14 protein-coding genes are annotated in these 16,645 nt (G+C 63.4%); 9 read left to right on the plus strand and 5 right to left on the minus strand.

Annotated features, from left to right (window positions below):
- Nucleotides 1–34: 34 nt before the first annotated feature.
- Nucleotides 35–409, plus strand: coding sequence for a Sec-independent protein translocase protein TatB (gene tatB / locus ACSSV3_RS05175; protein WP_354322688.1), 375 nt, complete (start codon nt 35–37; stop codon nt 407–409).
- The gene (gene tatC, locus ACSSV3_RS05180) at nt 396–1,193 is read left to right on the plus strand and encodes a twin-arginine translocase subunit TatC (RefSeq protein ID WP_354322690.1); all 798 of its coding nucleotides are present in this window, start codon (nt 396–398) and stop codon (nt 1,191–1,193) included. The genes tatB and tatC overlap by 14 nt, the downstream gene beginning before the upstream one ends.
- On the opposite strand, the gene ACSSV3_RS05185 is transcribed toward tatC, so the two are convergent.
- On the minus strand, nt 1,194–2,846 hold the full coding sequence (locus ACSSV3_RS05185; RefSeq protein WP_354322692.1) for an amidohydrolase: 1,653 nt from the start codon (nt 2,844–2,846) through the stop codon (nt 1,194–1,196).
- Between the two features lie 153 nt (nt 2,847–2,999).
- Here ACSSV3_RS05185 and ACSSV3_RS05190 point away from each other — a divergent pair, with 153 nt between their 5' ends.
- The 4 genes from ACSSV3_RS05190 (at nt 3,000) to ACSSV3_RS05205 (ending at nt 11,843) form a co-directional block, all read left to right on the plus strand.
- Entirely contained in the window at nt 3,000–4,262 is a 1,263-nt protein-coding gene (locus ACSSV3_RS05190) for a threonine ammonia-lyase (RefSeq protein WP_354322693.1), read from the plus strand.
- A 207-nt stretch (nt 4,263–4,469) separates the two neighbouring features.
- Nucleotides 4,470–5,315 (plus strand): arginyltransferase, encoded by an 846-nt coding sequence (locus ACSSV3_RS05195; protein ID WP_354322695.1) that lies wholly within the window; start codon nt 4,470–4,472, stop codon nt 5,313–5,315.
- On the plus strand, nt 5,284–7,620 hold the full coding sequence (locus ACSSV3_RS05200; RefSeq protein ID WP_354322697.1) for a BamA/TamA family outer membrane protein: 2,337 nt from the start codon (nt 5,284–5,286) through the stop codon (nt 7,618–7,620). The genes ACSSV3_RS05195 and ACSSV3_RS05200 overlap by 32 nt, the downstream gene beginning before the upstream one ends.
- Entirely contained in the window at nt 7,620–11,843 is a 4,224-nt protein-coding gene (locus ACSSV3_RS05205; RefSeq protein ID WP_354322699.1) for a translocation/assembly module TamB domain-containing protein, read from the plus strand. Before ACSSV3_RS05200 ends, ACSSV3_RS05205 begins: the two co-directional genes overlap by 1 nt.
- Here the strand turns inward: ACSSV3_RS05205 and ACSSV3_RS05210 are convergent.
- Nucleotides 11,837–12,502, minus strand: a complete 666-nt coding sequence (locus ACSSV3_RS05210; protein ID WP_354322701.1) for a lysozyme — start codon at nt 12,500–12,502, stop codon at nt 11,837–11,839. The two genes, ACSSV3_RS05205 and ACSSV3_RS05210, sit on opposite strands and share 7 nt — an antisense overlap.
- A gap of 131 nt (nt 12,503–12,633) precedes the next feature.
- Between ACSSV3_RS05210 and ACSSV3_RS05215 the strand changes: the two genes are divergently transcribed.
- Nucleotides 12,634–12,807 (plus strand): hypothetical protein, encoded by a 174-nt coding sequence (locus ACSSV3_RS05215; RefSeq protein WP_454184761.1) that lies wholly within the window; start codon nt 12,634–12,636, stop codon nt 12,805–12,807.
- A 37-nt stretch (nt 12,808–12,844) separates the two neighbouring features.
- On the opposite strand, the gene ACSSV3_RS05220 is transcribed toward ACSSV3_RS05215, so the two are convergent.
- Nucleotides 12,845–13,231 carry a hypothetical protein gene (locus ACSSV3_RS05220; RefSeq protein ID WP_354322704.1) on the minus strand — a complete coding sequence of 129 codons (387 nt, stop codon included), beginning with the start codon at nt 13,229–13,231 and terminating at the stop codon, nt 12,845–12,847.
- A gap of 175 nt (nt 13,232–13,406) precedes the next feature.
- On the opposite strand from ACSSV3_RS05220, the gene ACSSV3_RS05225 reads away from it, so the two are divergent.
- Both ACSSV3_RS05225 and ACSSV3_RS05230 read left to right on the plus strand, forming a co-directional pair.
- Nucleotides 13,407–13,613: a helix-turn-helix transcriptional regulator gene (locus ACSSV3_RS05225; RefSeq protein WP_354322706.1), complete on the plus strand. Its 207-nt coding sequence runs from the start codon at nt 13,407–13,409 to the stop codon at nt 13,611–13,613.
- A complete protein-coding gene (locus tag ACSSV3_RS05230) occupies nt 13,610–14,287 on the plus strand; it encodes a hypothetical protein (RefSeq protein WP_354322708.1) in 678 nt (225 codons plus the stop codon). The genes ACSSV3_RS05225 and ACSSV3_RS05230 overlap by 4 nt, the downstream gene beginning before the upstream one ends.
- A gap of 27 nt (nt 14,288–14,314) precedes the next feature.
- Here ACSSV3_RS05230 and ACSSV3_RS05235 read toward each other — a convergent pair whose 3' ends face one another.
- Both ACSSV3_RS05235 and ACSSV3_RS05240 read right to left on the minus strand, forming a co-directional pair.
- Nucleotides 14,315–15,538 (minus strand): IS256 family transposase, encoded by a 1,224-nt coding sequence (locus tag ACSSV3_RS05235; protein ID WP_354322710.1) that lies wholly within the window; start codon nt 15,536–15,538, stop codon nt 14,315–14,317.
- A gap of 94 nt (nt 15,539–15,632) precedes the next feature.
- On the minus strand, nt 15,633–16,592 hold the full coding sequence (locus tag ACSSV3_RS05240) for a calcium/sodium antiporter (RefSeq protein WP_354322711.1): 960 nt from the start codon (nt 16,590–16,592) through the stop codon (nt 15,633–15,635).
- Nucleotides 16,593–16,645 lie beyond the last annotated feature (53 nt).

The following is a 16,645-nucleotide window of genomic DNA, read 5'->3' on the forward strand; positions in this document are numbered from 1 at the left end:
CTCGCCTGAAGGAGGCGGTAGAGCCGCACCTCGCATGTTCGATATCGGCGCCGCAGAACTGCTGGTCATCATCATCGTCGCGGTCGTTGTGATCGGGCCGAAGGACTTGCCGCTCGCCATGCGCGTGGCGGGCCGGTGGATCGGTAAGCTGCGGCGGGTCTCGGCCCATTTCCGCAGCGGTATCGATACGATGGTACGCGAAGCCGAGCTGGAAGACATGGAAAAGAAGTGGAAGGCGCAGAACGAGGAAATCATGCGCCGTTCCGCTGCCCTGACCGAGGCTGAGGTGGCGGCCAGTTCCGATGCGGAGCTGATGGCCGGGCCGCCCCCGGTTGATGCGCCTTCCGATACTCCGGCGGAACCTGCGCCCGAAACCCCTCGCAAAGGCAGCGATCATGCTCAAGATTGATGATCTTGACGAGAGCCGCGCGCCGCTGCTCGATCACCTGATCGAACTGCGCACCCGCATCATCCGCGCCTTATTGGCGCTGGCGGTGGGGTTTGGGGTGTGCCTGTATTTCGCCGACGATATCCTCGGCTTTCTGGTGTGGCCATTGAAGCAGGCGTTCCCCGATGGCGAGGGCCAGCTGATTTTCACCAAACTGCCCGAAGTGTTCTTTGTCGAGCTGAAAGTCGCGCTGTTTGCGGGCTTCATGGTCAGCTTTCCGATCATCGCCAACCAGCTCTGGGCGTTTGTCGCACCGGGGCTGTATGCACGTGAGAAGAAGGCGTTTCTGCCGTTCCTGATCGCGACCCCGCTGCTGTTTCTGGGCGGCGCGTCGCTCGCCTATTTCGTGGTGATGCCCACCGCGTTCCGGTTCTTCCTCGGGTTTGGCGGGGAGGCGGGGGGGATGCAGCTACAGGCCTTGCCCAGCGCGGGCGAATATCTCAGTCTGGTGATGCAGTTTATCCTTGCCTTCGGGCTGACGTTTCTGCTGCCGGTGCTGTTATTGCTGCTGCACCGCGCAGGGATTGTCACCCGCGCGCAGATGGCGGGCGCGCGCAAATATGTGATCGTCGGGATTTTCGCGATTGCCGCGATTGTCACGCCGCCCGATCCCGGCTCGCAGGTGATTCTGGCGCTGCCGCTGATCCTGCTGTTCGAGGCATCGCTGGTGCTGATGCGGTTGCAGGAGCGCAAGGTTGAGGCTGGGCGCGTGGCCGACACCGAGGAACAGGCGGCGGCGGAGTAATTACTCGCCGCTCACCTTCACCCCGCCGATCCACACCTCATGCACCTGCGCGGCGCGAATATCGTCGGGCGAGGCGAGCAGCGGGTCGCGGTCAACCAGCAGGAAATCCGCGCGTTCGCCGGGGATCAATCGGCCGAAGCGCCCTTCGGCGAACCCGGCAAAGGCCGCGTCGGAGGTGAACCCTGCGAGCGCCTGTTCACGGCTGACGGTTTCTTGCGGCAACCACCCGCCGAACGGCTGGCCATCGGCATCGGTGCGGCTGATCGCGGCGGCGAGGCCCGTGAAGGGATCGGCAGGTTCAACCGGCGCGTCCGATCCGAACGCCAGCCGTCCGCCCGCTGCCACGATGCTGCGCCACGCATAGGCCCCGCCCAGCCGATCCGGCCCCAGCCGCGCTTCGGCCATTGTCCGGTCAGACGTCTGGTGCAGCGGCTGCATCGAGGCGATGATGCCGTGCTGGCCCACCCGCGCGATGTCAGCCGGATCAATGATCTGCGCGTGCTCAATCCGCCAGCGCCGGTCGCCGGCATAGCTTTCGGAAAGTTCCTCGATCGCCGCCAGAACATCGGCATTGGCCGCATCGCCGATGGCGTGAACGGCGGTCTGGAAATTGTCCATCGCGGCGCGGCTCATCAGGTTGCGCAATTGCGCCGGGGTGAGGAACGCCAGCCCCTTGACCCCGGCTTCATCGGCGTAAGGCGCCTTCAGGCTCGCCCCGCGTGATCCCAATGCGCCGTCGAGGTAAATCTTGATCCCGCCCATCCGCAGTTTGTCGTCATACAGCCAGCCAGTCGGCTGCGGCCCGGCGACCAGTTCCAGCGTGTCGAAACTGTCGGCATAGGCCATGATCCGGATGCGCAGCCGTCCGGCATCGCCCGCGCGGCGATAGGTGCCCCAATCAGCCATGTCGGTGCCCATATCGGCAACCGCTGTCACACCCTTGGCTAGCAGCACTTCCTGCGCGCGAAAGAAGGCGAGATCGCGGTCTTCGGGGCGCGGCGCGGGAACGACCTTGGCGACCAGACCGATGGCGTTGTCGATGAACACGCCCGTTGGTTTGCCGCTGGCGTCGCGGATGATCATGCCGCCTGCCGGATCGCGCGTTTCGGCGGTTACGCCTGCGGTGGTGAGCGCCAGCGTGTTGCCCCAATTGGCGTGATTATCCGCGCGTTCGAGCCACACCGGACGATCTGCCACCACTCCATCAAGCTCAGCCGCCGTGGGGAAGCGGCCTAAGCCCCACTTTTCCTGATTCCACCCGCGCCCCAAAATCCACGGGCGACCGGGATTGTCATCAGCAAACGCCTTGACCTTCGCCAGCGCATCGTCAAGCGAGGTGGTGTCCGATAGGTCGAGCGTCAGCGCGGCAAAGCCGATATCCATCACGTGCACGTGCGCGTCGATCATGCCGGGGATCATCACGCGCCCCTGCCCATCCAGCCGGAAATCGACCACGGGGCGTTTATCCCGGCGCCCCAGCACCGCCGCAACCTTGCCCTCATCATCGAACACCAGCCCGGTGAAGCGCAGCACCTTGCCTTCGCCATCAATCGTCACGCCATCGACATTATCGATCAGCGTATCGGCCAGCGCAGGGGCAGAAAGGGCGAGCAACGAGCAGGCGGCAAAGGCAAAAGCAAGGGTGCGGCGCATGGGTTTCCTTTGGGCAGGGTGATTGTGTCGGGCAAGACAGACCGGACGCGGTGACTATCGCCTTGCCGCGCGCTTGCCAATCGCAGCCGAATAGAAAATCCCTGCGTAAACAAATTGCCCTTGGCGCGCCGAGCCTCTAATCGCCGCGGCATCATGTCGACACAGCCTGTATCATCCCGCCCCAAAGGTGCCGCCGCCAGCCCGGCCGACCTTACCATTGACGATGTCCGCGCCGCCGCCGCGCGGATTGATGGCGCGGTGGTCAAAACCCCGATGATGCATTCGATCACCCTGTCGGAAATCACCGGCGCGGATATCTGGTTGAAGTTTGAAAACCTGCAATTCACCGCTGCTTACAAGGAACGCGGCGCGCTCAATGCTTTGCTGCTGCTCAATAATGAACAGCGCGCGCGCGGGGTGATTGCGGCCTCGGCGGGGAACCATTCGCAAGGCCTGTCGTACCACGGCACCCGGTTGGGCGTGCCCGTCACCATCGTCATGCCGCGCACCACCCCCACGGTAAAGGTGATGCAGACCGAAAGCGTCGGCGGCAAGGTGGTGCTCGAAGGCGAAACCTTCGACGAAGCCTATACCCATGCCCGGATGCTGGAAAAGGAACTGGGCCTGACCTTCGTGCATCCGTTTGATGATCCCGATGTGGCAGCGGGCGCGGGCACGGTGGCGCTGGAAATGTTCGCCGTGAAGCCTGATCTGGATTGCATCGTCACGCCGATTGGCGGGGGCGGGCTGATTTCGGGCATGGCAACCGTGGCCAAGGCATTGAATCCGGACATCGAAGTTATCGGCGTGCAGGCCGGGCTGTTTCCTTCGATGTTCGACCGAATCAAGGGTGAAAGCCACGATTGCGGCGGCGATACGCTGGCCGAAGGGATCGCGGTCAAACAGCCGGGCGATTTCACCGCGCAGGTCATCGCCGAGAAGGTCGACGACATTCTGCTGGTGGATGAACCCGCGCTGGAAAAGGCGGTGGCGCTGCTGCTCCAGATCGAAAAGACCGTGGTCGAAGGTGCGGGCGCGGCGGGGCTGGCGGCGGTGCTCAGCAATCCGGAGCGGTTTGCCGGCAAAAGCGTCGGCCTGGCGCTGTGCGGCGGCAATATCGACACCCGGCTGCTCGCCAATGTGCTGCTGCGCGATCTGGCGCGGCAGGGGCGGCTGGCGCGGCTGCGGATCACCTTGCAGGATCGCCCCGGCGCGCTGTTCAAGGTGATGCGCCTGTTTGACGAACACAACGTCAACATCATCGAAATCTATCACCAGCGGATTTTCACCACGCTGCCGGCCAAGGGCCTGATTACCGATATCGAATGCGAAGCGCGCGATGCCGATCAGGTCGATCGGCTGGTTGAAGGCCTGCGGGCCAAGGGATATTCGGTGCAGATGGTCGAACTGGCCTGATCCGCGCGAAACTTCGCCTTGCGGGGAAGGCGAAACCTCCCGATTCAAGCCATCGCCGATGATCTTCGTGCGGCAGACCGTGCATTCCCGCGTATAATTCGCATGGATTTATGGTTAAGGGACTTTTACCGCGGGGCCAGTGCAGGCATAAGATTTTCTTAACGCTTGCACTGACGCGATTCACGCGTGAAAGGATACGCCCAACCCGTGACGGCACCGATCCGCTTTCCCCGGTTCTTCGTGACCAGCCCGGCGCCGTGCCCCTATCTGCCGGGGCGCAGCGAACGCAAGGTGTTCACTGAACTTAAAGGCCCCCACGCCGATCAGCTGAACGAGGCTTTGGGCCGCATCGGGTTCCGCCGCAGTCAGACGGTGGCTTATCGCCCGTCCTGCCTCGATTGCCAGGCCTGCGTTTCGGTGCGGGTGGTGGCCGGCCAATTCCAGCCTTCAAGCACGCAAAAACGCGATCAGAAACGCAATGATGATCTGATCGTCACCGAATGCCGCCCGTGGGCGACCGACGAACAGTTTGACTTGCTGGCGAAATATCTCGGCGCACGCCATCCTGATGGCGGTATGTTGGCGATGGATGAACTCGATTATGCCGACATGATCGAACATACCCCGGTGTCCAGCGTAGTGACCGAATATCGCGAACCGGGGCTGGGCGGAGGTCCGGGGCGGCTGATCGGTGCCTGCCTGACAGACCGGCAAAGCGATGGCCTGTCGATGATCTATTCGTTTTATGATCCCGACCATCAAACGCGCGCGGGGCTGGGCAATTTCATCATCCTCGATCACATCCGCCGTGCTGCCGCCGAAGGCCTGCCCTATGTCTATCTTGGCTATTGGGTCGAAGGCAGTCCGCGGATGCAATACAAGGTGCGTTACCGTCCGCTGGAACGGCTGACCCGCGAAGGCTGGCAGTTGATGGATGCGGAAGAACAGCAGCGGCTGATCGCTGCGGCGACCGCGCCGCGACAGCCGCAGGACGCGCCGCTGGTCGGTGCGCGGGGCAAGGATGGCCAGCCTGTCAAGTTTCCGGAAAGCTGAGCTCCGCCGCTTTTTCAAGCTTGCTCTCGCACTCACCGCAGGATTGGGGCAGGGCGCGCTGGCGCTGACAGCGGTGCCGGTGGCGGCACAAGACGCGCCAGAGGATGTTGGCACCGCGGCAGAGCCGCCGGGCGAGGCCTTGCCCGCCCCGGATTTTGCGCCCGAACCAGCGCCGGTTCCGCTGTCGCTGGACGCGCTGATCCCGGTTGACGCGGTTGATGACCCCGATCTCTGGGCCGCAGCCGGGGTTGCCAATCCGGCCGCAGCATCCGAAGAAGTCGGCTTCGCGCTAGACACGTCCAGCCCCGTGCTTGACCCCGCCTTGACCGGGCTTGCCTCCCAGTCAGACTCGGCTTTGATGGCTGACATTGATGCGGTTTTTGCCGATCTGACACTCGATGCGCCAACCCCGCTTGAACCTGATCCCGAGCTTGAAGCGCTCGCCAGCATTGCCGCGCCAGTGTTGGCTGAGTTGCCCGAACTGGAAGAAATCCGGATCAATAAGACTGTCGTGGTGGCGGTGCCGGTGGCGCCGGATGCCTTTCCTGAGGGTCGTAGGTTTATACAACGGTTCAGAGAGTTGTCGAACTTGCGACAGATCGGCGACGATCCGGAATCGGTGCCGCAGGTGGCTTCCAGCGCCCGCGCGGACGAAGAATTGCTCGGTAATATGCTGCGCACTTACGGCTATTATGATGGCGACGTGGTGCGCCAGCTATCGGGTGGCCGCCGTGCGCGCGAAAACGGCGATGCCGATGTCGAAAATGTCGCCACACAGCCCAGCGTCCGGTTCGATATTCTGCCCGGCACCCGCTACCAATTCGGCCGCGTTGACCTCGGCGCGCTGCCTGCTCTGCCGGAGCCTGACGCCAGCCGGTTGATGGCGGCGTTCGCGATCAAGCCGGGCGATCCGCTTTATGCCGATCGGATCATAGAGCGCGAGATCGAACTGCGTGTGGCGCTGGGTGAAAGCGGTTATCCCTTTGCCAATATTGAAGAACCCGAACTGCTGATCGATCACGCCCGGAGCGAAGGCGATCTGACGCTGGATGTCCAGCCGGGCGGTAAATATGTGTTTGGCGAAATCGTTAGCAGCGACCCCCGGTTCCTGTCCGGGCGGCATTTTGCACGGATCGCCCGGTTCGACCCCGGTGATGGGTTCCAGCAGAGCCTTGAAACCGACCTGCGCCGCGCGGTGATCGCCACCGGGTTGGTGTCGAGCGTCACCGTCACCCCGCGCGAAACCCGCGCGCCCGAAGGCGATCAACCGGGCGAAGTCGTGCTCGACGTCGGGTTTGAACGCGCGCCGCTGCGCACCATCGCGGGGGCCATCGGGTATGGCACCGAAGATGGTTTCAAGGTCGAGGGTCGATGGGAGCACCGCAACCTGTTCCCGCCCGAAGGCGCGCTGCGGCTGCGCACGATCCTTGGCACGCGCGAAGCGCTTGCCAGCATCGGAGTGCGCCGCAACAATTTCCGTGGCCGCGATCAGGTGCTGAGCGTCGATCTGTTTGCCAGCGACATCACCACGCAAGCGGTGGATTCGCGTGGCTTCGGGACGCGCGCAACCTTTGAAAAAGTGTCGAACCTGCTGTTTCAGAAGCCGCTGAGTTGGCAAATCGGCGGTGAGTTGCTCTATACTGACGAGCGCAATCGCACCGTCAGGATAGCACCTGGAGGCCCGCTGCCGCGCCGCAGCTTTCTGATCGGCGGGCTGTTCGGCAGCGTCACATTGGATGGCAGCGATGATCTGCTCGATCCCACCAGTGGTTATCGCGCGACGCTCTATCTCGCCCCGGAAGCGTCACGTTCGCAAGGGGCGGGGTCGTTCTATCTGCGCACGCAGGGCGATGCCAGCTACTACCAGTCGGTTGGAACAACAGTGCTGGCCGGGCGTGTGCGAGTGGCAACCATTCAGGGCGCTGATGCCGATGATATCGCACCTTCGCGGCGGCTTTACGCTGGCGGCGGCGCATCGGTGCGTGGTTTCGGGTTTCAGGGTGTTGGCCCGCGCGATGCTTTCGGCAACCCGATTGGCGGGGCATCGCTAGTCGAATTTGCGCTCGAAGCACGGGTCGATACGCCGTTGTTCGATGGCGCGCTTGAAGTGGTTCCGTTCATCGATGCGGGTTCGGTCAGGCGCGGATCGACCCCCGGGTTTGATGAATTTCGTGTCGGCGCCGGGATTGGTATTCGTTACAAGACCACCTTCGGCCCGATCCGTGTCGATGTGGCGACCCCGGTCAATCCGACCCCGTTTGATAGCCCGGTGGTGGTCTATGTCAGCCTTGGGCAGGCGTTCTGATGGCCGATATGCCTGATACCGCGCCCTCAAAGCGCCGCCGCTGGGGCAAGCGGCTTGGGTGGGCGCTGGCGCTGTTGCTCGCCCCGTTTGTGCTGGTTGCCGGGTTTCTGGCTACACCAATCGGCAAGCGTGTCATTGCCGATCAGATTGCCGCCGCCGCTCCGGCATCGGGCCTGCGCTTCAAGGTCGGACGGATTGAAGGCGATATCTATAGCAAGGCGGTGCTGCGATCGGTCGAGGTAAGCGACCCCAAAGGCGTGTTCCTGACTATTCCCGAAGTCCGCCTTGACTGGCGGCCGCTGCATTGGCTGTGGAGCGGGCTGGATATTCGTGAGGTCACAACCCGGCGCGGGCGGCTTGAACGGCTGCCCGAACTGCTGCCCGGCGATTCCGATGCACCATTGCTGCCCGATTTTGATATCCGGGTGGACAAGCTCGCGATGGAAGACCTGGTGATTGCCAAGGGGGTGGCGACCGACAGCGATGAACGCGCCAACCTGCACGCCAAGGTTGATATTCGCGCAGGCCGCGCGCTGATTGATGCCAAGGCGCAATTGGGCGCGCAGGATCGCATTACGCTGCTGCTGGATGCAGAGCCTGATGGCGACCGCTTCGATCTTGATGGCGATTATCTTGCGCCTGCAGGCGGGGTGTTGGCCGGGCTTGCCGGGTTTGAGGCGGGCTATAGCGCCAAGGTGGTCGGGGATGGAACCTGGGCGCGCTGGCGCGGGGTGGCAGTGGCGCGGCGCATTGCAAAATCAGCCGATGGCGACAGGGTTACAGCGCCAGTGGCGGCGTTCCAGATTTCCAACGACGCGGGGCGTTACGGCGTGCTGGGGCAGGTGCGCGCCGGTTTGGGTGACCGAACCGTGGTTGCACGCGCGCTGGGCGACCAACTGTCGCTGGCCGCGAATTTTGCGCTCAAGGACAGCGTGATCGAAGGGCGCGCGGCGGCGGTATCCAACGCGATTGACCTGCGCAGCGGCGGGGTGGTCGATCTGGCGGATAAGGCGGTAGACGGCGCGCGGGTGATGTTGACGTTGCGCGATCCCGATCTGCTGGGGGCAGGGCTGCGGCTGGAGGGTGCCAAGCTGGCCGCCAATCTCAGCGGTGACTTTGATGACCTGGCGATCAAGCACCGGATTGATGTTGCTCGGCTGCAATCGGGTGACGTGACGGCAGATGGGTTGGTGCAGGAAGGCAGCGCGCGGTTCAATGGCAAAGCGATTTCAGTGCCGCTGGCGGTGACGGCTGAGCGGGTGACGACCGGCATTGCGCTGGCCGATCCGCGATTGGTCAAAGGGCGGCTGGGCGGCGCTCTGACCTATGATTTTGCGCGCCAGCGGCTTGATGCCGATAATGCCCGGATCACCTTCCCCGGTTTGGAGGCGGTGCTGGCGCTGCGCGGCGATGTGGCAGCTGGAGCCTATGCGCTGGCGGGGCCGGTCACCGCGCGCGGGCTCAAAATTGATGGCGCGGGTGATATCACCGCCAATGCCAAGATCCTTGCCAAGTTCGGCCCCACTGTGCCGTGGAGCCTGCGCGCCAATCTGGCGGGCGTGCTCGACGCGATCGGCAATCCCACCATCGTCAATCTGGCGGGCGAGCAGATTCGATTTAATGGCGCGTTGGGCATGGGGGCAGGCGAACCGATAATCCTGCGCGAAGTGGCGATCACCTCAGCCCGGCTCCACGCGCAGTTCGATAGCAAGCTGGTGCCGGGCAGCGATGGCACCCGCACGACGCTGGCGGGGAGCGGGCGGCAGGCGGACTACGGCCCGTTCACCTTCGATGCCGAAATCGCCGCCGATGGCCCGCGCGCGGTGATGGTGCTGGCCGATCCTTTGCCAGCAGCAGGCCTCAAGGATGTGCGTGTGGCGCTTGCGCCCAGCGACGAAGGGTTCGGGTTTGATGTCGCAGGCCAATCGCTGCTCGGGCCGTTTTCCGGCGCACTCGAACTGTTTTTGCCTGATGCCGCGCCAGCCAGGATCGCGGTCAACCGGCTTGAAGTCTATCGCACCAATGTGACCGGCGCGCTCACGTTGGGCGAGGCAGGCATGACGGGCGACTTGCGGCTGGCGGGCGGCGGGGTGAACGGCACCGTGAACTTCCGGCCACAGGCCGCAGGGGCAGTTGGTTTTGCGGTCAATCTGGCCGCCCGCAATGCGGCATTCGCAGGGGAAACCCCGATCAGCATCGCCCGCGCCGACATCGCCGCCACCGGCCGCTATGCCGATGGCAAGGCGCGGGTTGATGCCGATATCAGCGCGGCGGGGGTGGAATATGGCGCGCTCAACATTGCCAATCTCACCGCCAAGGCGGCGATTGATGATGGACGCGGCAAAGTGACAGGAGCGATTGCCGGGCGGCGGGCAGATCGCTTTGCGCTCAATTTTGATGCCACACTCGCGCCCGAACAAATCGCCGCTGCGGTGCGCGGGGAATATGGCGGGGAGGCTATCACCATGCCGCGCCGCGCGGTGCTGACCGCGCAGGAGGATGGCGGATGGCGGCTTGCCCCAACGCAGATCGGTTTTTCGCGTGGTTACGCCATTGCCGAAGGCCGCTTTGGCGGGGATGAGACCGCGCTAGAGGTAAAGCTGGCGCGGATGCCGCTGCGACTGCTTGATCTGGCGGGGGCGGGGCTTGGGCTGGGCGGGCGGCTTTCGGGTGTCATTGATTACCGCCAACAGGGCCGCGCGCCGCCATCGGCCACGGCGCGGGTGCGGATTGACCGCTTCAGCCGCGCCGGGCTGGTGTTGTCATCCAAACCGGTCAATGTGCTGGGGGTCATCGACCTTTCGGCAGATCGGTTGACGGCAGCCGGACGCCTTCTTGAAGGCGATGCACGGCTTGGTGATGTGGCGGTCAGGATCACCGGGTTGGGCGAGGACGGTGCGTTGATGGAGCGGCTGACGCGCGGGCGGCTGGATGCTCGGTTGGCGTTTGATGGCGCGGCGGAAACGTTGTGGCGGCTGGCAGCGATCGAGGCGTTCGACCTCACCGGCCCAGTGACCATCGCCGCACGCGCCACCGGAACGCTCGGCGACCCGCGCATATCGGGAACGCTGGCGAGTGATAATCTGACGCTCGAAAGCGCTGTGACCGGCACCCGCATCGAAACGGTGAAAGCCCGCGGGCGGTTTGCCGGTTCGCGGCTCGAACTCTCCCGCTTTGCCGGAAACACGCGCGGCGGCGGAACAATCACCGGCAGCGGCACGGTCGATCTGGCCGGGATCAGCGCAACGCGCGGCCCGCAGCTTGATCTGCGCGCTGCGGCCAGGAATGCGCGGCTGCTGGACGCAACCGGGCTGGAGGCGACCATCACCGGTCCCTTGCGGATCGTCTCCAGCGGGCGGGGCGGCACCATTGCAGGGCGTGTGACGATCAATCGCGCGCGCTGGGCACTGGGGGTCGCAGCCGAAGACGTCGCCCTGCCGCAAATCGCCACGCGCGAAATTAACGGCGAAGGCGGGGGCGGGCGCACGCAGGTATCGGCGCGGGACAACGCATGGCGCTATCTGGTCAATGCCACGGCCCCGAACCGGGTCGCAGTGGACGGCATGGGGCTTGAAAGCGAATGGGGGATCGACATTGCGCTGCGCGGCACGGTCAATGATCCGCGCATCGGCGGCAGTGCGCGGTTGGTGCGCGGGGATTACACCTTCGCCGGAACCCGGTTCGAACTCACCCGTGGCCGCATCCTGTTTGATGAGAACGAGCCGATTGATCCGCGGCTGGATATCCTTGCCGAAACATCGCGCAGTGGCACCAATGTCGATATTGCGATTACAGGTAACGCGCAGTCGCCCGCGATTGCGTTTTCGAGCGAACCGGCGCTGCCAGAGGAAGAAATCCTGTCCCGGCTGCTGTTTGGCGGGTCGGTAACATCGCTGTCAGCGACCGATGCTGTGCAACTGGCCGCTGCGCTGGCGGCATTGCAGGGCGGCGGCGCAGGACTTGACCCGATTGGCGAGCTGCGCCGTTCAATCGGGCTGGATCAATTGCGGATCATCAGTGCAGATCCGCTGATCGGGCGCGAAACCGGGGTTGCGCTGGGCAAGAATATCACCCGCAACCTTTATGTCGAATTGCTGACCGATGGGCGCGGATACAGCGCCACTCAGGTCGAATACCGGATCACCAGCTGGCTGGCGCTGCTGGGTACGGTATCGACCATTGGGCGCGACAGCGTGCTTGTGGAAGTGTCGCGGGATTATTGAAGGTAAAGTTCAGCCTCAGCCGCGCGGCGACGCACAAGCCCTTTGAGCACCCGCCCGCCCGCGCGGTTCCAGCGCGCAAATTCGCGCGCGGCGCCCTGATAGTCACCCACTATGTGTTTTTTCGTCAGCGTCGCACGGGCAATCGCGCCGGTGTTGTAGTGAAAGCTGACCAACGCATCGAATTGCGATTGCGTGGCGGGGGCTTCCCCCAGCGCGCGCGCAACATCGGCGGCATAGCGCACCAGATCATCGGTCAGCCGGGCATCGCATTGCGCCTGCGTCCAGACAGTGCCCTTGGCGATGCGTCCGCCATGCACATGATCGCGCCCCGTCGCGCCCCAGCCGATGGTCCAAGGATCGCCGCCGGTGCCGGGATCGGGGTAGGCCTCGACCAGCCCATCGGTGCGCAGCCGCGCGCAGCCTTCAAACCGCTTGATCAGGGCGATTCCGGCAGGGCCGATGGTGCGCGGCTGGCGCTGGCGGCGAATGGAGGGGACAGACGCGGTGGCAGGCTCCCTTTCCAGCGCCGGTTTCGGCCTTTCAACGTCATCGAGCGCGGCGTCGATTTGCCTGACCTCCGACTGCCGGAATCCGCGTCCAAGCAGGCGGTGAATGATGTCGAAGACCGGCTTGCGGTCGGGGGCGGCGGTTTTGGTCATGGGGGCACCTCGATGGCTGGGGGCGGAAACACGAGGTCTCCTGACTAGGCAGAAAAAGGTGGTGTAGGAAAATGCAAAATCGCCCGCGCGGCACCTGATTGCTTGCCGGAGGGGTCATTCCTGCCCGATGATTGCACCCGGCCTATGGCGCGGACCATGCGAGCGTGGCCGGGGCGTGTGTGACGATCCGCAAAGCGTGGTTCGACACCTCCGCCGTGCTGGCCGAGGTTGGCGGCAAGGTCGCACTCCACACCGCCGAACAGATCGCGGCTGCGGGCGGGCCTGTGACCAATGGGGGGCAGTAGGCCGTCCGGGCAACCGGGCGGCCTTCGTGCGTCAGGGTTACGGTTTGAGCGCGGTGAGCAGGGTTTCGCAGGCGTAATAGTCCCGTGCGCATTCCGCTTCGAGCAAGGCGGCGGCTCCGGCGCGATCGATGTCGCCGCCGCGCCCATCGATCATCATGTCGGCCAGCACCACGCAGCTGTCGCGGTCGCCGGTGTCGCAGCCCTGACGATAGGCGCGGCGCGCCTGTTCCCACGCGGCGGTCCGTTGCGCGTCAGTGGCAGCTCTGTCGCCAGCGTCGCAGGCTTCGGTCACGATCGCCCGAGCACCTTCGTTGTCGTATTGCGCTGCGGCAGCGCGCGCGGCTTCAACCGCCGGACTTTGTCTAGACGCGATTACTGGTGCCGCGAGCAAGGCCAGACCGGCAAGCATCTTCAAGAATGGCATCGAATTTCCCCCAAGGCCCCACAGGAGCTACGCGAATTCCAACGGGAATCGTCGGCGGGGGGAGCCGAATTGTGCAGGCTGGATGGGTCGTTCCTGTAAAGATCTCTTGACTGACAAGAGGTCTTTACAGTAAAGAGCTCTTTACAGGAACGAATCGCTGCAAGGGGAAACCGATTTGCTCAACCGCTTGAAGGAATATCGCGAGGCGCACGGCTGGAGCCAAGGCGAATTGGCCCGGCGGCTGGGTGTGTCGCGGCAGACCATCAACGCGGTCGAAACCGACAAATACGACCCCTCGCTGCCGCTGGCGCTGCGTATGGCAAAGCTGTTCGCGGTGAGCGTGCCCGAGCTGTTTATTGATGATTGGGAGCCCGAACAATGACGACGGATGGCAATGTACAAGCGGGCGGAAAATGGCGACCCAAGGGCCTTAAGGGTACGGTGATTCTGAGCATTTTCGGCGGTTTGGTCGGCTATCTTGTCGGTAAACTTGTCGCCAGGACTGGATTGGATATCGACACCTCCATGCTGGACGCACTCGGCCTGTCGGGCATCGTAGCGCTCAGCATCGGGGGCTTATACCTGATTGTTGGACTGATCCTGCTGGCAGTGCTTGCCGCGCCCAAGGTCGGGCAGAATTTCCTGACGGGTCCGAATGCGCAGGACCTTGAGGATTCCCGTTCGCTCTATCTCTTGCAGACTGCGGCAGTCGTATTTCTGGGGCTGGCTCTGATTGTCCTGACGTTATCAGGACCCAGCATTTGGCTGAATCCGATGGCCGGCGGGGTAATTTTCTTCGTGTTGATGATCGTAGGTTTGGCGTTCTGGATGAAGAGCCTGCCCCTTATGGACGAGCTGGTGCGCGCGGCGACCCTCGAATCGGCTGTCTGGACTTATGGCTTCATGCTGGCAATCGGGGGCAGCTGGGCAGCAGTGGGGTATCTTGGCCTCGTCAGTGCACCGTCTGCGCTGGATTGGCTCAGCCTTTTTTGGGGGTTCTCGCTTGTGGGATCGTTCATCGCGGCAACCAAGCGGGGCATGCGGGAGTGTCATTAATTTCGTGTTTGGGCGGGCGGTTTAACATTACGCCGCCATGGCTTTGGTAAAGCGCTCACCGAACATGACGGCGAACTGGGCCTTTGCCATGGTCCATTCACGAGGCGGCATCTTCCACTCTTTTTCCGATCTGTTCAAGATCAGATAGAGCAGTTTCATTGCGGCGTCGTCACTCGGGAAGTGCCCTCTGGCCCGGACCGCCCGGCGCAGCTTGGAGTTCAGCGCCTCGATCGCGTTGGTCGTATAGATAATCCGGCGCACTTCGGCCGGGAACGCGAAGAACGGGACGACCTCGGCCCAGGCGCGCCGCCAGCTCTGGGCGATAGCGCCATAACTCTGGCCCCATTCGCTGGCCTCAAAGGCGACGAGGGCCTCTTCTGCGGCTTTGGCATCGGCGGCACGGTAAATGGCCTTCAGCGCCTTTGCCAGGGGCTTCCTGTCTTTCCAGGACACAAAGCTCATCGAGTTGCGCAGCAGATGGACGATGCATGTCTGAACGACAGCATCAGGGAACACTGCCGTGATCGCATCGGGGAAGCCCTTGAGGCCGTCGACCACTGCCAGCATGATGTCGTCGACGCCGCGGTTCTTGAGCTCGTTCATGACGCGCAGCCAGAACTTGGCGCCTTCATTCTCCTCGATCCATAACCCCAGGACTTCCTTGCGGCCATCGGCGCGGACACCCAGGGCAATGTGGATGGCTTTGTTACGCACCAGGCCTTCGTCGCGGATCTTGACCCGGATCGCGTCAAAGAACACCAGCGGATAGGCCGGATCAAGCGGACGCGCCTGCCAGGCCGCAACCTCTTCGAGCACCGCATCAGTCACCGTCGATATCAGGTCGGGCGATACGTCGAGACCGTACAACTCACGCAGACAGCTGGTGATCTCACGCGTGCTCATACCACGTGCATACATCGCGACGATCTTGTCATCGAAACCGGGAAAGCGGCGCTGGTATTTGCCGATCAGTTGCGGATCGAAGCTGCCGGATCGGTCGCGCGGAATCTCGATGTCGATCTTGCCGTTGTCGGTAAACACAGACTTCTGGCCATAGCCGTTGCGGATATTGCCTGCCTGCTCATCAGTGGCCAGATGATGGTCCATCTCGGCATTGAGCGCCCGTTCGGACAGCGCCTTCTTCAACGCATCGAACAGACCTCCCTGGTCAAATGCCGCACTGACATCGCTGCCAGCAAGCAACTGGTCGAGAAGTTCATTCGGAATACTGGGTGCTTTGCGTCGTGACATAGTGGGTCTCCTTTTGATCCATTATGCCCGCCCAAACACGAAATTAATGACACTCCCGGGCATGCTCGACGAATGAGCCGTCCCGCCAACCACCTCACCGCATCAGCAGGAACACCGTGTAACCCGCGAACAGGCTGACCAGCAACGCACCTTCAACCCGCGACAGCCGCCAGCCGCTGCGCAGTTGCACGATCAGCAGCGCGGTCACGCCAAGCATCACCCAGACATCGATCCTGGCAATTTCGGCAGGCACCTCAATCGGATGGATCATCGCGGTAAGGCCCAGAATACCGCACAGGTTGTAGATGTTCGACCCCACGACATTGCCCAGAGCGACATCGCCGTGCTTACGGATCACCGCGATCACGCAAGCGATCAGTTCGGGCAGGCTGGTGCCGATTGCGACCACGGTGAGGCCGATCACGCTTTGCGAAACCCCAGCCGCGCTCGCCAGCACGACTGCGCCGTCAACCAGCAGTCCTGCACCGAAAATCGCGGCGGCAAGACCGGCGATAATCAGTCCGCCCAACACCACCGGGCCCGTATCGGGCGGCACGGTGTGTTCTTCAGCTTCGGCTTCGTGGCGGTGCGCTTCATCGTCATCCGACGCGCTTTCGGACTTGTACGCCCACCAGATATAGCCCGCGAGCGCGCAAAACAGGATGGCGCCCGGCACCATCCCGATCACGCCGAGCATCACTGCCCCTGTCGCCAGCAGAGCGGCCCCGCCCATGGCGATCGAATCGCGCTTGAATGATGCCGGGTTGACCGCGATCGGCAGGATCAGCGCCGACACCCCAAGCACAAGCAGACTGTTGGCGACATTCGACCCGATCACATTCCCAAGCGCAATCCCCGGTGAGCCGCCCATCGCGGCCTGCACACTGGTGGCCAGTTCGGGCATCGAGGTGCCAAAGCCAACGATGGTAAGCCCGGCGAGCAAGGGCGATATGCCCAGCCGTGCCGCCATCCCCACCGCGCCACGCACCAGCAATTCGCCGCCCAGTGCCAGCAGCACCAGCCCCCCGGCCACCAGCAGGATTGAATTGGTCATGATTGTTCCTGATGTTGTGACACGCACGCGGCCATAGCCTTGCGCGAAGGGCA

Source organism: Porphyrobacter sp. MBR-49, assembly GCF_053628655.1.